This is a genomic window from Paenibacillus sp. GCM10023250 (genome assembly GCF_042653205.1).
Lineage (GTDB): Bacteria > Bacillota > Bacilli > Paenibacillales > Paenibacillaceae > Paenibacillus_Z.
In genome coordinates, this window is the sequence record NZ_JBHSHY010000042.1 from 1 (window position 1) to 14,760 (window position 14,760).

The following is a 14,760-nucleotide window of genomic DNA, read 5'->3' on the forward strand; positions in this document are numbered from 1 at the left end:
CGAAGCTTCGAATGGAGCATTCCGCTGGCATGAATTCGCTTGTTAGCTCATTCAAATACTAGCTTGTTAAAACCTTTTGACAGGTCGCTCATTGTTCAGTTTTCAAGGAACAAATGGTTCTTGCTCGTTCGCCCATGTCTCAGCGGCGACTTGATTAATATATCACATCTGGCGACTTCGATGCAAGCTTTTTTTTGAATCTTTTTTTAAGCCCGCTTGGCAGCTTTATGCTGGTTTACCGTATCCCGGAGGCGATAATAAAGAATTTAGCATAGGGTCCACCAAAGCGTCAAGACCTTTCTTGCGAACAAAAGAACGCATGCATATCGCATGCGCTTCATCATTAATGGTAACGAAGCTCTAAGAGCTCCATGTCCCCCACCGTAGGCATATAGGCCACTTCTTTAATGTAACCGCGCATGACCAGCTTTTGCAGCAGCAGCGACAAATCCATATGAAGGTCCGCAAGCACCGGATGTCGCCGGAGCTCCATGACGCTCCACGGTTCTTCGCGGCTTTTCAGAATCGAAAGCAACAGCCCGCACGAAGACTTCATTTTACTCATGACGGAAAACTCGCACGCCAGCAATACCAGCTGAACCCTCTTCTCCAGCGACTCCGGCGATACGGTGAGTTCTTCGTACAGCTTGTAAATACCGGGATTGAACCGCCGCATTTGGCGCCAAACCGCCAGCTCGGGATGAACGCCTTCCTCGATGAAGGCGATATGCGCCCAGTGGTGAAGCGCGGCCAGCACGTTGCTGTATGCATCGAGAAGATTGTTGTCCTGCAAATCCTGCTTGGCTTGCAGGTACGTCCGGATAAACCCGGAGAACTCCACCAGCTCCTTCTGTTCGCGGAGCACGGTCGGAAACGCAAGCAGTTTGTCGCGCAGCTGCGCCAAATAATCGTCCCGGTCCAACAGGATTTCCCCCCGAGCAAGCCATTGTATGATGCTGCGGTTCTCGCCGCCGGCCGTCCATTGCTCCAACAGCTCCGGTGTGACCGTTCTGATCTGTACCCGTTCCTCGCCGGCTTGGATATGTTCGGTCCCCTTATCCGGATCCAAACGCTTCGTCACGACGAGCATAAGCAGGTCCAAACCGTCGATCAGCGGATTGTACGGAAACGGATTTTCGATGGCCGCGAGGCTGATCAAGCCCTCTTCGCGCTCATACACGGCTTTGAAATGCGATTTAATATGCTCCACGTCGATCCCCCGTATAGCTTCAAGCATTCGTTTAAGCTATAATAATTTGGCAGTTGTTTATTTTATTTGTTCGACAATGTCCGTGCATTTTCCTGCCTAAGGTCTTAGAAACAACTGGGAAGCTTCAGAAAGGACTGAATCGCCATGTTCGGGAAATCCAGTAAAATCAATGAATTTCGGCTTTGGGGACTACTCTTCACCCTGTTCGGAATGGGTCTAATGATATTGGGCACGGCCGGGATCGTCTTCTGGGGACAAGCCGGCAAAGTATTCGCCGCCGTCTTCATGGTCATCGGCATGATCGCCATGCTGGTCAGCGTCGCCGTGTATTTCTGGGCGGGCATGCTCTCTACCAGCGCCACGATCCTGATCTGCCCCGAGTGCAACCGGCATACGAAGATGCTCGGGAAGACCGACCGCTGCATGTACTGCAAAACGAAACTGACGCTGGACCCCAAACAGGCTACGGACCTCGAGGACGACGAATCCGCGGCGGAAGAAGTCGGGCAGCCGCAAACGTAATCGTAAGACGAAAAAGCCAGTCCGACGGATGCCGTTCGGACTGGCTTTTTGCTTCGTTCGCTTATGGAAGAGTCGTTAAGGATTGATGGATGACGCCCCAAATATCGTCGGATTGGAACTGCCGCTGCCAGGTGGCGGCTCCGGCCAGCTTGTACTTCTTCACTAACGCGATTCTCGCTTTCATCGATAAACCATCCTCGATCCAGATGCGCTGCTTCGCGCCGTCCTGTTCGAACTCCACGTATCGCTGCCCGGCTTGTTCGTCGAACGTCGGCTTCAAGCCGCGCTGCTTGATGATATTCTGCACAGCTTCCATGCCGAGCGTCTTGGAAGTGACGACGGTCTTGCCGCTCTGATCCTTCTTCTCCGTCCATTGTCTCGTGTAGAGCGGCATCCCGAGCACGACTTTGCCGGGCGGTACTTGGTCCTCGGTCAAAATCTTCTTCACCGCCTGCTCCGTCCACGGTAGCGAAGCCACCGAGCCCGCTACCGGGCTCGAAGCCCAGTGTTCGTCGTAAGCCATGATCATCATGTAATCGACGACTTTGCCGAGCGCCTCGCGGTCGAAATACAAGGACCACATCTCGCTATTCGACTTCGGCGTCACGTCGATCGATACCACGACACCCATCTCGTGCATATATGGCGTCAGCTCGCGCACAAATTGCACGAGATTAGCTTTGTCAGCCGTATAGATGTTTTCGAAATCAAGGTTGATGCCCTGAAGCTTGTACATCTGCGCGAATGCCGCTAGCTGCTGGATCATTTTCAAGCGGGTCGCCGCGCTCGCGAGCGCCTTGGTCGTGCGGTCCGGCTCGAAGCCGTTGCTGAATACGGCCCATACCTGCATGTTCTGCTGATGCGCCCGGCTGACATAAGCCATGTCGGCCTTGCCCTTGATGCTGCCGCTGCCGTCCAAGAGCTCGAACCAGGTCGGCGCCACGACATTGACGCCGTCTAACGTATTCATCACCGCCGGATCCGGCGCCTTGGCGTAGACGGCTTCCCACGTCAGATTGATTTTGGAGCCGACCGCCTTCCAGGCCGGAAAGACAGGCTCGTCCTTCAATGGCTTGAGCTGCTCCCGCTTGGTCAGCGCGATCGCGGATTTGTCCGCGTACCCGACGGTGCCGTCCCGGCTCTGCACGAGGTACCAGTGCTTCTCCTCGCCCCAAATCCGGACTTCGGCCCCGGCAGCGACGCGCTCGTAAATCGGTTCCTTGATCGACGGTCCGCGGCGAATCGTCAGTTCTCCCTTCGGCTTCGCGCCGAGCTGAATCGTATCGCCCGCGGTCAGCACGGTCACGAGGTTTTGCGCCGCGTCATGCTCGATCTGAAGGCCGAACAGCTCTTGGAGCGGCTCGACCGGGATATAGGCAACCTTGTCCACGACCTGGGCGGCGACGCGGAGCTGATACGGCTGCTTGTTCAGCTTGGCCGTCAGCGTATTCGTCTGCATACGCAGCACCTTGTTCGCCGTCGTAAGCACGATGGAACCCGTTTTGCTTTCGTAGTAGACCTCTTCCTTCAATCCGAGCTGGTTCTGCACGAACGCGATCGGAATACGGATCCGGTCCCCGTCGATAAGGGCGCCGTTCTGCACGGGCTTGCCGTCGTACAGCAGCGGATGCTCCGCCCCGTAGTCCGGCTTGACGACCGTATCGTTCGGCGCGAGCCGCTGCCACCCGACCCAAATAACGATGATCATCGCGGCCAATCCGCTGGCGACGACGAGCCATTTCATGCCTCCCCCGCCGCCGCGGCGTCTCGGCCGATAGCGTACCGTTTCCACGTTCACGATGTAAAACGACTCCTCTCTCTAAGACAAGCTATGCGCACGGACAAACAAACATTCAAACTAAAAAACGCGCAGCCGGTGAGCTTACCTCCACCCTTGCGCGTTCGTATCGGTCCTGGAATCGGTCATCCGGCCCGGTCTCGGTCAATTGGTTCTATGCCTGGCGGCGCAGCTCGCGCACTGCCCGTAAATTTCCATGCGGTGGCCTTCCACCTTGAACCCCGTCTCCTTGGAGGCCGCATCTTCCACTTCCGTCAGCGGCGGGTAGTCGAAGTCGACGATTGTCCCGCACGTGCGGCAGATCGCATGGTAATGCTCGGACATGTCGGCATCGAACCGGCTGGAATCGTCGCCGTAGGTCAGTTCCTTGATCAATCCCGCTTCGACGAACAGCCGAAGGTTGTTGTATATGGTCGCCACGCTCATGCTCGGGAACGATGGCGAAAGCGATTTGTAAATTTCGTCCGCCGTCGGATGAGTCATGGAGCGCATGAGAAAACTTAGGATAGCGTGACGCTGCGGGGTCATACGGACGCCGGTGCTTTTCAGTTGTTCCAAGGCCTGTTCCACGGACGTTCCCATGCCCAACACGTCCTTTCCGCGTAGTTTAGAACCATTGTACGTGGATCGTTTTCAATTTGTCAATGAAAGAGGCAATCATTCTATGGCATGTAACGATTTACCGCGATGCTGCTGTTGGCGTCGATGTTGATGCGGTACGCGCCGTCGCCGATGCTGCCCCGGATCGTTTTTTTGTTGATCGTCAGCGGCAAGTCGCTGCTGATCTCGCCGAACGTGACGGAACCGTTCACTGAATAATTGCCCGCCATCGGAACCATGACTTCAATCTCGCCGATAGAGCTGTCGATGTCCCAGTCGCCGCCGACGGTGCTGCTCGCGACGCGGATATCCCCGTTCAGCGTGTCGGCCCGGACGGCCCCGAACGCCTCCTGAATGCCGATCTGCCCGTTCTTTGTATCCGTGTCCGCATCGCCCGAAACGCGCTTCAAATCGATGCTGCCGCTCAGCGTCGAACCGTCGAATCCGCCGCCGATGTCGGAAGCTTCGATATCGCCGTTGTACGTGCTCAGCTTCACGTCGCCCTCCATCGTCCGCGCGGTGATGCTGCCGTTCTTCGTCTCGGCGTCGACCGGACCGCGAATCCGGAGGACGCTGATCTCGCCCGTCGTCACCTTGACGGTCAGCCCGCCGGTCAAAACGAGGTCCGCCGCATCAACGGAGCCGTTCACGGTGCTGATGGAAAGCGCGGTTGTTGCCGGATCCGTATTAATAGACGAATCGTTGCCCGCCGAAGTTGCGGATCCGTTCGCATTGCCTGCCGCTTCGTCCCCGGATGCGGCATTTCCCGCGCCGGCATTCCCCGCCGCGCCGGTAGTGGAAACGGCGTTCCCCGCGGTCTCGTCGCCTGCTGTCCCGTCCGCTCCCGGCTGCATGCCCGAGCCCGGCGGCTGCGCAGCCGTGCCGAACGCGGAACTCTCCGGAATCGTAACTATCATATTCATACGCGGCTTGCGTTCCCCGTTAGCACCGTAAGGCTGGCCCTGCGCTTTGATTTCCGCTTTCTGGCCGCCGTTCACGTCGACGGTCGACTTCTCGGCCGTCTTGTCCGCCTCCGCCTTGTCCGCCGAATCTACCCAGACCACCGTCTCAATGATGATCTCGTTCACGCTGCCCTTCTTGACCGTCACGTTGCCGTTCAGGTTATCGATCGCGATGCTCGTCGTCTCCGGCAGCAGCGGCAGATGAATCGCGTCTTTGGCGTAATGGAACCCTTTCTCCTCGCCGAGGTCGTTCGTCCCGGTCAGATTGACCTTGAATTCGTCCAGCCACTTGAACGGCATGGCAGCGTACTGCGTCACGGCGAACGCCGTCACCGCAACAACGGCCGCGATGAACACGCCGCCCACGTCGAAGGACGGGCGCCGGGCGGCCCGGCGGTACGCAAGGCTGGAAACGACGACCTCGATGCCCAGCAGGACGAAGGCCGCAGGCCACCATTGCCCCAGCAGTCCGATGTCGTTGCGGCCTTTCAGCTGGTCCCATAGCAGCAAGCCGCCGACCCCGACAAGTACCGCTGCCGCCGTAAACCGGCCGATCTTGAACATCGCCTTCTTCCTTCTTAACGCGATCGCGAGCGCAAGTGCCATCAGCAGCGGTCCCGGCGCGTACGTTCCGAATGATTCGATGAACGCGGAGAAGTCCACGGACGTCTGCACGAGCACCCACAGCACGCAGGCCAGCGCGATCGCGGCCAAGCCCTGCGCGGCCGCCGCCAGCCCTCCCGGCCGCTCGCTCTCCGCCGGCAAGCCTTCTCTGCGAATACGCGCGGCCAGCTGCAGCGACCCGAACACGCTGTAAAACCAAAACGCCGGCAGCCCTAGGCCGAGCAGCAAAATGAATAGCGCAAACTTGCCGCCGCTTTCGTCCGCCAGCCGGATCATCGCCGCGATGTCCGTCAACGTCCCGAGCAGCAGCAGCAGCCCCGGTCCCGGCTTGCCGAGCACCAGGTGCCCGCCGCCGGGAACGAGAAACGCGATCAAGGGCGCGACAGATGTCTTGAATCTCGATGGCTCGCGCATAGGCACCCTCCTGCCGAAAATGAGTCGATACCATATTGTAACATATTCCGGATACGACAAAGAGGCCTGCCCGCCGGTGACGGCAAGCAGGCCTCTTATGGAAAGCGGCAAGGTGAACCATCGCCTAGCGCTTATTGGTTAAGACGCGCGAGCAGCAGCTTGTTGACCAGCGCCGGGTTCGCTTTGCCCTTCGTTTCTTTCATGACTTGGCCGACGAGGAAGCCGATCGCCTTCTCCTTGCCCGCCTTGAAATCTTCGACGGACTGCGGGTTCGCGCCGACGATCCGGTCGACGACTTCAGCGATCGCGCCTTCGTCGCTGATCTGGACGAGTCCCTGCTCCTCGACGATCTGCTGCGGAAGCTTGCCCGTCTCGAGCATCGACTTGAACACGGTCTTCGCGATCTTGCTGCTAATGGTGCCTTTCTCCATCAAGCCGATCATCTCGCCGAGGCCTTGGCCGGTCAGCTTGATATCGTCAAGCTCCAGGCCGCCCGCGTTCAGGTAGCCGAGCAGGTCGCCCATGATCCAGTTGGACACCGCTTTGGCATCCTGCGTGTACTTCAGGCTCTCCTCGAAGAAATCCGCGAGCTTCTTGGTCGACGTGATGACGTCCGCATCGTAGGACGGCAGGCCGTACTCGGACGTATACCGCGCCTTGCGGGCGTCCGGCAGCTCCGGAATGGACGCACGGACGCGCGCCTTCCACTCGTCGTCGATGTGGGTCTGAACGAGGTCCGGATCCGGGAAATACCGGTAGTCGTGCGCTTCTTCCTTGCTGCGCATCGTGAACGTCTTTCCCTGGGTCTCGTCCCAGCGGCGCGTCTCCTGCACGACTTTGCCGCCGCTGTCGAGCACGTCCGCCTGGCGCATCTCTTCGTACTCGAGGCCGCGCTGCACGCCGCGGAAGGAGTTCATGTTCTTCAGCTCCGCGCGGGTGCCGAATTCCTGCTGCCCGAACGGCCGGATGCTGATGTTGGCGTCGCAGCGGAGCGAGCCTTCTTCCATCTTCACGTCCGACACTTCGCAGTACTGCATGATCGCCTTGAGCTTCTCGAGGTAGGCCTTCGCCTCTTCCGGCGAGCGGAGATCCGGCTCGGATACGATCTCCACGAGCGGCGTCCCGACGCGGTTGAAATCGACGAGCGACCCGAAGCCGCCGTCGATGTGCGTCAGCTTGCCCGCGTCTTCCTCCAGGTGAAGGCGCGTAATTCCGATGCGCTTCGTCTGGCCGTTCACTTCGATATCGATCCAGCCGTGCTCGCCGACCGGTTTGTCGTACTGGGAAATCTGGTACGCTTTCGGCGAATCGGGGTAGAAGTAGTTCTTGCGGTCGAACTTGCTGACGTCCGCGATCCGGCAGTTGAGCGCCATCGCCGCTTTCATGGCGAACTCCAGGGCCTGGCGGTTCAAGACCGGCAGCACGCCGGGGTGTCCGAGGCAGACCGGACAGGTATGGGAATTCGGCGGCGCGCCGAAGGAAGTCGAGCAGCCGCAGAAGATTTTGCTCTTCGTGTGCAGCTCGACGTGTACCTCCAGGCCGATTACCGTTTCGTATTTATTCGGTTCAAACATGGTTTCGCCCTCCTGCTTCCTGACCGTCCGCTACAGCCGCGGACGCTGGTTGTGGTGCTCCGTGTGCTGCTCGTACGCATGCGCGGCGCGCAGCACCGTGCGCTCGTCGAACGCCTTGCCGATGATTTGCAGGCCGACCGGCAGACCGTCCGCGAAGCCGCACGGCACGCTGATGGCCGGCACGCCCGCCAGGCTGACCGGGATCGTGCAAATATCGTTCAAATACATCGTCAGCGGATCGCCGATCTGCTCGCCGATCGGGAACGCCGTCGTCGGCGCGGTCGGCCCGACGATCAGGTCGAACTTCTCGAACACGTTGTCGAAATCCCGCTTGATCAGCGTGCGCACCTTCTGTGCCTTCAAGTAGTACGCGTCGTAGTAGCCGGAGCTGAGCGCGTACGTGCCGAGCATGATGCGGCGCTTGACTTCCTGGCCGAACCCTTGGCTGCGCGACTTGCGGTACAGGTCGAGCAGGTTGTCCGGGTTGTCCGCGCGCACGCCGTAGCGGACGCCGTCAAAACGGGCCAGGTTGGAGGACGCTTCGGAGGACGCGAGCAGGTAGTACGTCGCGACCGCGTATTCCGTATGCGGCAGGGACACTTCTTCCCACGTCGCGCCGAGGCGTTCGAACTGCTTGAGCGCTTCGAGCACCGCTTCCTTCACTTTCGGGTCGATGCCTTGGCCCAAATATTCCTTCGGCACGCCGATACGCAGCCCTTTCACGTCGCCGCTCAGCGCGCTGACGTAGTCGGGGATGTCTACGTTCGCCGACGTGGAATCGTTCGGGTCGTAGCCCGCGATCGCCTGCAGCACGTAGGCCGAATCCTCGACGTTCTTGGTCAGCGGCCCGATCTGGTCGAGCGAGGACGCGAACGCCACGAGGCCGAAGCGCGACACGAGCCCGTACGTCGGCTTCAGGCCGACGATGCCGCAGTAGGCGGCAGGCTGGCGAATGGAACCGCCGGTGTCGGAGCCGAGCGAGAAGTAGACTTGTCCCGCCGCGACCGAAGCCGCGGAGCCGCCGCTCGAGCCGCCGGGTACGTAGTCCGTGTTCCACGGGTTGCGGGTTGGATGGAAGCCGGAATTCTCGTTGGAACCGCCCATCGCGAACTCGTCCATGTTAAGTTTGCCGATCGTCACGGCTTGCGCGGACTTCAGCTTCTTCGTGACCGTCGCGTCGTAGATCGGATCGTAGTTGCGCAGAAACTGGCTCGCGCACGTCGTCCGCAGTCCTTCGGTGACGATATTGTCCTTGATCCCGGCGGGCAGGCCGAACAGGAGGCCTTGTTCGCCGCCGCTACCGTCCGCCAAGGCACGGTCGAGCTCCGCCGCCGCGGCCCGCGCGCCTTCCTCGTTCAAAGTCAAGAACGCCTGGATGGATCCGTCCGTTTCGGCGATGCGCGCGTAGGACGCGCTTACCAGCTCGGAGACGGACAGCTCCTTGTTTCTCAATCGGTTATGTACTTCCTGCAGGCGTAAATCGAAAAGTGCCAACAGCCGTTCCTCCCTTCGGATCTATGCAAACGAAAATTTATTCCAGCACGGCCGGCACTTTGAACTGGCCGTCTTCGTCATCCGGCGCATTGCGCAGCGCGGTCTCGTTGGTCACGGATGCCCGGACCTCGTCCTCGCGCATGACGTTGCGTACCGGCAGCACATGGGTTGTCGGTTCCACGTCGTCGGTTTGCAGCTCGTTCAGCTTCTCCGCGTATTTCAAGATCGCGTTCAGCTGGCCCGCGAACTGCTCTTTCTCCTGCTCGGACAGCTCCAGCCGGGCCAAATTGGCCACGTGCTCGACATCTTTGATCGTGATGCTCATTGTCTCTCGTCCCGTCCCTTCCATCCAAAATGCACACATTTTACCTATTATACCGCATGGCCGGAAACAAACTCAACGCATTTGCGCAAGGCCGGGCATCGTTCGCGCCGCGATTGGAAGCTCCCCGGAGATGCGGGCGTGCCGCGGCGCTCCGGGAGGAACTTGCCGGGGACCTGCGGCGGGACCGCGCCGGGCATAAGGCGAAAGCGAAGACCCGGGATGTCTGGCGTTTTTTCCAATATGAAGAAAAATTTCACGCCGGGCTAAGGGAGGGCTCACGCGAAATTAAGCTCTTATTAAGGTTGGCTGCCCATACTGGGCCATGCAAGTCAGATTTCACCAAAGCAATGGAGGTAACGAACCATGAAAATGAACAAAACGATGAGGGCTCTGACCCTCGCAGGCGCGCTCGCGATCATGATTCCGCTCAGCGCCTATGCGGCGACGAACAGCTCCCCGACGGCGGCGGCGAACTCCGCGTCTTCCGGCAGCACGGTCACCATTCATGAAGGCAAAGCGCTCGCGCCGAAGGACGAACAGACCGGCTTCCGTGGCTTCTTCAACCAAGAGGTACTCGATCTGCTGAAGCTGGACGCCAAGACGCTGAATGAGAAACTGGCCGCGGGCAATACGCTCGCGCAAATCGCCGAGGAGCAGGGCGTGTCCCGGGACGCGCTGAAGCAAGCGATGACGGCGGCGTTCGAGAAGCGCCAAGCGGAAAAGAAGCAGGCGTTCAACGACAATCTCGACAAGACGCTCGACGGTCAGCTTCCGCTCGGCGGCGCCGGCGGCAAAGGCGGGTTCAAAGGCCGCTTCGGCAAGCTCGACCTCGAAGCGTCGGCCAAGCTGCTCGGCGTGACGGCGGATGCGCTCCAGCAGGAGCTGGCGGACGGCAAATCGCTCGCGGACGTGGCGAAGGAGAAGGGCGCGGACGTTCAAAAGCTGATCGACGCGCAGAAACAATCGATCGCCGACGGGCTGAACGCCGCCGTGAAGGCGGGCAGGCTGACGCAGGAGCAGGCGGATAAAATCAGCGCGCAAGCCGGCGATATCGCGGAGAAAATCGTGAACGGCACGATGCCGCGGGTCAAACGCGAAGGCTGGAGCACGCCGCTTAAGAAGCGCGCCGAAAACGGCAGCGCGGCGGGCGCCGGTGCGGATTCGGCGGCCGAAAGCGCGTAACCCGCGCGCTTCGCGTGGCCGGCGCTTGGCATGGCCAGTGCCTCGCAAGGCCGATGCTTCGCGTGGCCTGTGCTTGGCATGGCCCGCGCGGAATGCGGCCGGTCTCTCTTGCGGCCGGCAAGAACCGGCTTCACGAACGTAACAAAGAGCCTCGCACCCATTACGGGCGCGAGGCTCTTCTTCTATCAATCTCGCAGCGGCAACCAGCTTGCAAGCATCAAATCCACGCCTTCAACCGAACCTGCCGCAAGAAATCCTCGCGGGATTGCGACTCGCCGCCGCCCTCATTTTCGGTCTCTTCCTGCTCTCCGTTCATGATCCGGTGGAACAGTTCGGCATTATGCGTCGCCAGCGCGAAATCAATCAGCGCCTCGCGCTCCAGCTTGTCGACTTCCTGCCTGATCAACACTTCCTCGAGCTCGATGTCCGCGGCCGGCACGTAGAAGTTCCGGTTCGCCTTCGGCATGCGGATCACGTAGTCGAATGCGTTGTCCGCGTTCCGGTCGTACGCGATAATATAGCCATACTCCCCGATCGGGAGACCTTGTTCGAATGCATCCGACAGCACGACAATGCGTTGTCCCAGTTTATACAACTCTATCAACTCCCCGATACCATTTGCCGATTCTCTATCCCTCTATCCTACTAAAAAAAAGAAAGGAAGTCCAATAGAGAAAACGGCTTACGCCGCATCGGGCGCGGGGTGCCTGCGGAGCACGAACGCCGCCGCTTGAAAGCGGCCGCGATGACGGCAGTGCGGCTGCAACCGCGGCCCAGGCGCAGGCTGGACCGGGCGATGTTCGGCGGCTACAGCCTACTCGGGTCCGCGTGCGTTCCGAGCGGACGCAGGCGACGATGGCTGATCGTTTTGAGCGTGAGCTCGACGACGGCGAGTTGAAGCAAGATGTACACCAGCTGCGCGTGCAAAAATGGATTCATGACGAATGCCCCTTATAACATGTACCGCGGCCTCCTCAGTCGGCGCCCGAACCATTGGGGCCGCCGGACCCGCCGCCGCGCTCCCCTCCTTGGCCGCCGGCCCGCCCGAACGGCCAAGCCCGGCGGACGATGAACCAATACAGAATCAGCGGCAGCGGGAAGCTGATCAGTCCCCATAGTCCCCAAAACCAAGGAATGCGGCTGTGCTCCCTGGCGTCCGCGAACAGCCAATTGGACTGGCCGAGCAGCACGATCGCGGCGGCGGCGAGCAGCGCGATTTCCCATCCGTTCATATGCGCCCACGCTCCTCTCTGCCCCGCCGGAAGACGCGGGCGAGCACGCCGATGCCGACCAGTAGCGCGATGCCCTGCAGCGCGGCGAACGCGGCGGGACTGCGCTGCCACAGCAGCGTCAGCATCCCGAGCACCAGAACGCTGGTGCCGAGGAATACCCAGCGCTCCGTCCGTCTGCGGCCGCGCACCGCTTCCTTATGGTCCTGCACGAGCCGCTCGAACGCGTCTTCGCCGGGAGTCGGCGGTTCGATGCCCGAATCCCATTGCTCCATCTGCTCGCCGAGCAGTTCTTTGAACGCCAGCTCCATTTCCGCTTCCCCGTCACGCTTCTTCATCGTCCTTCAGCTCCTTTCGCAATCGTCCCAGCCCGTTGTGCAGGCGGGACTTGACCGTGCCGACGGGAATGTCCATCCAGGCGGCGATTTCTTCGTACGCATAGCCGTACACGTATTTCAGCAATATGGGCACGCGCATCTCGTACGACAACCCGCCGAGGGCGTCGAGCGCCTGCGGCCATTCCTGCTGCCGCGCGGAGGCCTGGAACCGAAGGCCCTGCAGCGCCTGCTCCTCCGACTGCCATTTCTGCGACCGCTTCTCTTTGCGCATCTCGTCGAGATACCGGCGGGTCGCGATGGACACGAGCCAGGTGGAAAATTTGCTCCGGCGCTGGAACGTCCCGATCCGCTCGATCGCCCGCAGCATCGTGTCCTGCACGAGGTCTTCGGCCATCGCCTTGTTCATCGTGACCTTGAGCATATATTTGTAGAGCATGCCGTAATGGGCGCGAAGCAGGCTCGCGAGCGCTGCGTCGTCGCCGCGTACGGCACGGGCGATCCATTGTTCTTCTTCCGGCTGCGATTCTGCGCTCGACATCTGCGGCTCCTTCTGCTTCCCGCGAAGCGGTGTTGTTGTTCGGTATCGGCTATAGGACGCCCGAGTATGCGCGTTTGTTCATTCCGGCGCAAAAAAAATCGCGGCCCGCTCCCCGGGATACGGGAAACGAGCCGCATGGCTCCTAACGATCGCGATTACGGCCTGCTATACGCAAGCTAAATGGTCATGGCGCCGAAGCCGCCGTCCACGCGGACGAGGGCGCCGGTCACGAAGCCGGACGCCGCCTCCGACGCGAGCCAGACAACCGCGCCTTGGAGTTCCTTCGGGTCGCCGAAGCGCTTCATCGGCGTATGGCCCATGATGCTGTCGATCCGCTCCGGCGACAAGATCGCGCGGTTTTGCACGGCCGGGAAGAAGCCCGGCACGATGGCGTTCACGCGGATGCCATGAGGCGCGAACTCCCTGGCCAAGTACTGCGTCATGCCGTTGACGGCATGCTTCGAGGCCGAATAGGTGAAGACGCGCGACAGCGGCGGTCCGGACGAGACGGAGCTGACCGTGATGATGCTGCCGCCGCGACCGTCCTCGATCATCGCTTGGCCGAACACCTGGCAGGCGAGCATGACGCTCTTCGCGTTGACGTCCATGATCCGGTCGAACTCGTCCTCCGCGATGTCGAAGAACGGCGTCGCGCTGTTCGTGCCCGCCGTATGGAGCAGGATGTCGCCGCGGCCGCTCGGCGACCACGCCTTGATCTCGTCCGCTACCCGCTGCAGGTCCGCCTTGGCTACGGCGTCTGCGCGGAAGACCGCGGCGCGGCCCGTGGCCAGCAGCGGCGCGAGCTTCTCCTCGGCCTTCTCCGGGTCGCGGACGACGAGCGCCGCGTGGGCGCCGTGGCCGATCAGCGCGTCCGCCATGACGCTGCCGAGCGTGCTGCCCGCGCCGATGACGACCGCCGTGCGGCCGGTCAAATCGAATAACTCGGTCGTAATGCCCATGGTCGGAATGTCTCCTTCGCTTGGCGGCGCATCAGACGGAGCCGCCGCCCTCCGCGGCCGACTGCCGAAGCATGCGTTTCCGGTACGCTTCCGGGCTTTCGCCGACGGTCGTCTTGAACAGCCGGCTGAAATGCGGCAGCTGGTGAAAGCCGACGGCGCGGCACACCTCGGACACGGTTTGGCGGGGCTCCAGCCGAAACATCATTTTCGCCTGATTAATTCGCCGGTTGTATAAATATTTGAACACGGTCGTGCCGGTTACGTCTTTGAACAGGTTGGACAAGTACGGCTTCGTCAAATGGAGCGCGCCGGCGATGTCGTCCAGCGTGATCTCCTCGACGTAGTGGTCTTCCAGGTACGTAATGACGCTCTGCACGTGCTGTTCCTTCAACGACCGGTGCTCCCGCTCGTATACGGGCGCGACGCACCAGTCCCGGATAAGATGCAGCAGCTCGATGACGCGGATGACGAACCGTTCGTACGCGGTGCGCACACCCGCTTCATTCGTCCGCGTGTACAGCCGGTTCATCTCCGCGAGCAGCGCCTCCAGCTCCGCCTGATCCGCTTCGTTCAGCGAGATGCGGATGTTGCGCAGGTTCTCGAACGGCTTGAGCAGCATCGCCGCCGCGTCGGGCTGCAAAATTTTGTGCACGTATGCCGGGTCCATATGGATGATCGTCCGGACGTACGGCTTCTCCGGCGACGGGTTCGGACAGTGCAGCGTCATGCCGTGCATGAGGATCAGATCCCCGGGCTGCAGCGTCAGCAGCTTGTCGCCGATGAGGTAATTGCACTCGCCCTCCTGAAAATAATACATCTCATAGAAGGCGTGCGAATGGAACTGCGCGCCGTTCATCGGCGCGTCGTTGCGGTACATCAGTTCGATGGGCTGCTGCCATTGCAGCGTGAGCGGCATGTCCGACCCCTCCATATGGATCCCCGTACCTTCCGGGTGAGCTGTTTCGCCCATTGTACCATGCCGCCCCCTTTC

The 14,760-nt window shown here is 60.7% G+C and carries 16 protein-coding genes; 2 read left to right on the forward strand and 14 right to left on the reverse strand.

Annotated features, from left to right (window positions below; genetic code table 11):
* Positions 1 to 343 precede the first annotated feature (343 nt).
* On the reverse strand, positions 344 to 1,210 hold the full coding sequence (locus tag ACFPB1_RS22705) for a nucleotidyltransferase-like protein (RefSeq protein ID WP_379228413.1): 867 nt from the start codon (positions 1,208 to 1,210) through the stop codon (positions 344 to 346).
* A gap of 144 nt (positions 1,211 to 1,354) precedes the next feature.
* Here ACFPB1_RS22705 and ACFPB1_RS22710 point away from each other — a divergent pair, with 144 nt between their 5' ends.
* Entirely contained in the window at positions 1,355 to 1,732 is a 378-nt protein-coding gene (locus ACFPB1_RS22710) for a YgzB family protein (protein WP_379228414.1), read from the forward strand.
* 61 nt (positions 1,733 to 1,793) lie between these two features.
* On the opposite strand, the gene ACFPB1_RS22715 is transcribed toward ACFPB1_RS22710, so the two are convergent.
* The 6 genes from ACFPB1_RS22715 to gatC all read right to left on the reverse strand — a co-directional run bounded on the left by ACFPB1_RS22715 (position 1,794) and on the right by gatC (position 9,523).
* A complete protein-coding gene (locus tag ACFPB1_RS22715) occupies positions 1,794 to 3,530 on the reverse strand; it encodes a glycosyl hydrolase family 18 protein (protein WP_379228415.1) in 1,737 nt (578 codons plus the stop codon).
* A 144-nt stretch (positions 3,531 to 3,674) separates the two neighbouring features.
* On the reverse strand, positions 3,675 to 4,112 hold the full coding sequence (gene perR, locus ACFPB1_RS22720) for a peroxide-responsive transcriptional repressor PerR (protein WP_379228416.1): 438 nt from the start codon (positions 4,110 to 4,112) through the stop codon (positions 3,675 to 3,677).
* Between the two features lie 80 nt (positions 4,113 to 4,192).
* The gene (locus ACFPB1_RS22725) at positions 4,193 to 6,130 is read right to left on the reverse strand and encodes a DUF4097 family beta strand repeat-containing protein (protein ID WP_379228417.1); all 1,938 of its coding nucleotides are present in this window, start codon (positions 6,128 to 6,130) and stop codon (positions 4,193 to 4,195) included.
* Between the two features lie 131 nt (positions 6,131 to 6,261).
* On the reverse strand, positions 6,262 to 7,704 hold the full coding sequence (gatB, locus tag ACFPB1_RS22730) for an Asp-tRNA(Asn)/Glu-tRNA(Gln) amidotransferase subunit GatB (RefSeq protein ID WP_379228419.1): 1,443 nt from the start codon (positions 7,702 to 7,704) through the stop codon (positions 6,262 to 6,264).
* A 30-nt stretch (positions 7,705 to 7,734) separates the two neighbouring features.
* Entirely contained in the window at positions 7,735 to 9,198 is a 1,464-nt protein-coding gene (gatA, locus tag ACFPB1_RS22735) for an Asp-tRNA(Asn)/Glu-tRNA(Gln) amidotransferase subunit GatA (RefSeq protein ID WP_379228420.1), read from the reverse strand.
* Between the two features lie 37 nt (positions 9,199 to 9,235).
* Positions 9,236 to 9,523, reverse strand: coding sequence for an Asp-tRNA(Asn)/Glu-tRNA(Gln) amidotransferase subunit GatC (gene gatC / locus ACFPB1_RS22740; protein WP_090644365.1), 288 nt, complete (start codon positions 9,521 to 9,523; stop codon positions 9,236 to 9,238).
* Positions 9,524 to 9,886: 363 nt separating this feature from the next.
* Between gatC and ACFPB1_RS22745 the strand changes: the two genes are divergently transcribed.
* Positions 9,887 to 10,705, forward strand: coding sequence for a hypothetical protein (locus ACFPB1_RS22745; protein WP_379228422.1), 819 nt, complete (start codon positions 9,887 to 9,889; stop codon positions 10,703 to 10,705).
* A 217-nt stretch (positions 10,706 to 10,922) separates the two neighbouring features.
* Here ACFPB1_RS22745 and ACFPB1_RS22750 read toward each other — a convergent pair whose 3' ends face one another.
* The 7 genes from ACFPB1_RS22750 to ACFPB1_RS22780 form a co-directional block, all read right to left on the reverse strand.
* Complete coding sequence (locus tag ACFPB1_RS22750; RefSeq protein WP_379228424.1) at positions 10,923 to 11,300, reverse strand: ATPase; 378 nt, start codon at positions 11,298 to 11,300, stop codon at positions 10,923 to 10,925.
* 212 nt (positions 11,301 to 11,512) lie between these two features.
* On the reverse strand, positions 11,513 to 11,644 hold the full coding sequence (locus ACFPB1_RS22755; protein ID WP_379228426.1) for a hypothetical protein: 132 nt from the start codon (positions 11,642 to 11,644) through the stop codon (positions 11,513 to 11,515).
* A 35-nt stretch (positions 11,645 to 11,679) separates the two neighbouring features.
* A complete protein-coding gene (locus ACFPB1_RS22760) occupies positions 11,680 to 11,937 on the reverse strand; it encodes a hypothetical protein (protein WP_379228428.1) in 258 nt (85 codons plus the stop codon).
* Complete coding sequence (locus ACFPB1_RS22765; protein WP_379228429.1) at positions 11,934 to 12,272, reverse strand: DUF5345 family protein; 339 nt, start codon at positions 12,270 to 12,272, stop codon at positions 11,934 to 11,936. The genes ACFPB1_RS22760 and ACFPB1_RS22765 overlap by 4 nt, the downstream gene beginning before the upstream one ends.
* Positions 12,259 to 12,810 (reverse strand): RNA polymerase sigma factor SigY, encoded by a 552-nt coding sequence (sigY, locus tag ACFPB1_RS22770; RefSeq protein ID WP_379228430.1) that lies wholly within the window; start codon positions 12,808 to 12,810, stop codon positions 12,259 to 12,261. The genes ACFPB1_RS22765 and sigY overlap by 14 nt, the downstream gene beginning before the upstream one ends.
* Before the next feature lie 176 nt (positions 12,811 to 12,986).
* Positions 12,987 to 13,769: an SDR family oxidoreductase gene (locus ACFPB1_RS22775; protein WP_379228431.1), complete on the reverse strand. Its 783-nt coding sequence runs from the start codon at positions 13,767 to 13,769 to the stop codon at positions 12,987 to 12,989.
* Positions 13,770 to 13,800: 31 nt separating this feature from the next.
* A complete protein-coding gene (locus tag ACFPB1_RS22780) occupies positions 13,801 to 14,739 on the reverse strand; it encodes an AraC family transcriptional regulator (protein ID WP_379228433.1) in 939 nt (312 codons plus the stop codon).
* Between the last annotated feature and the right edge of the window lie 21 nt (positions 14,740 to 14,760).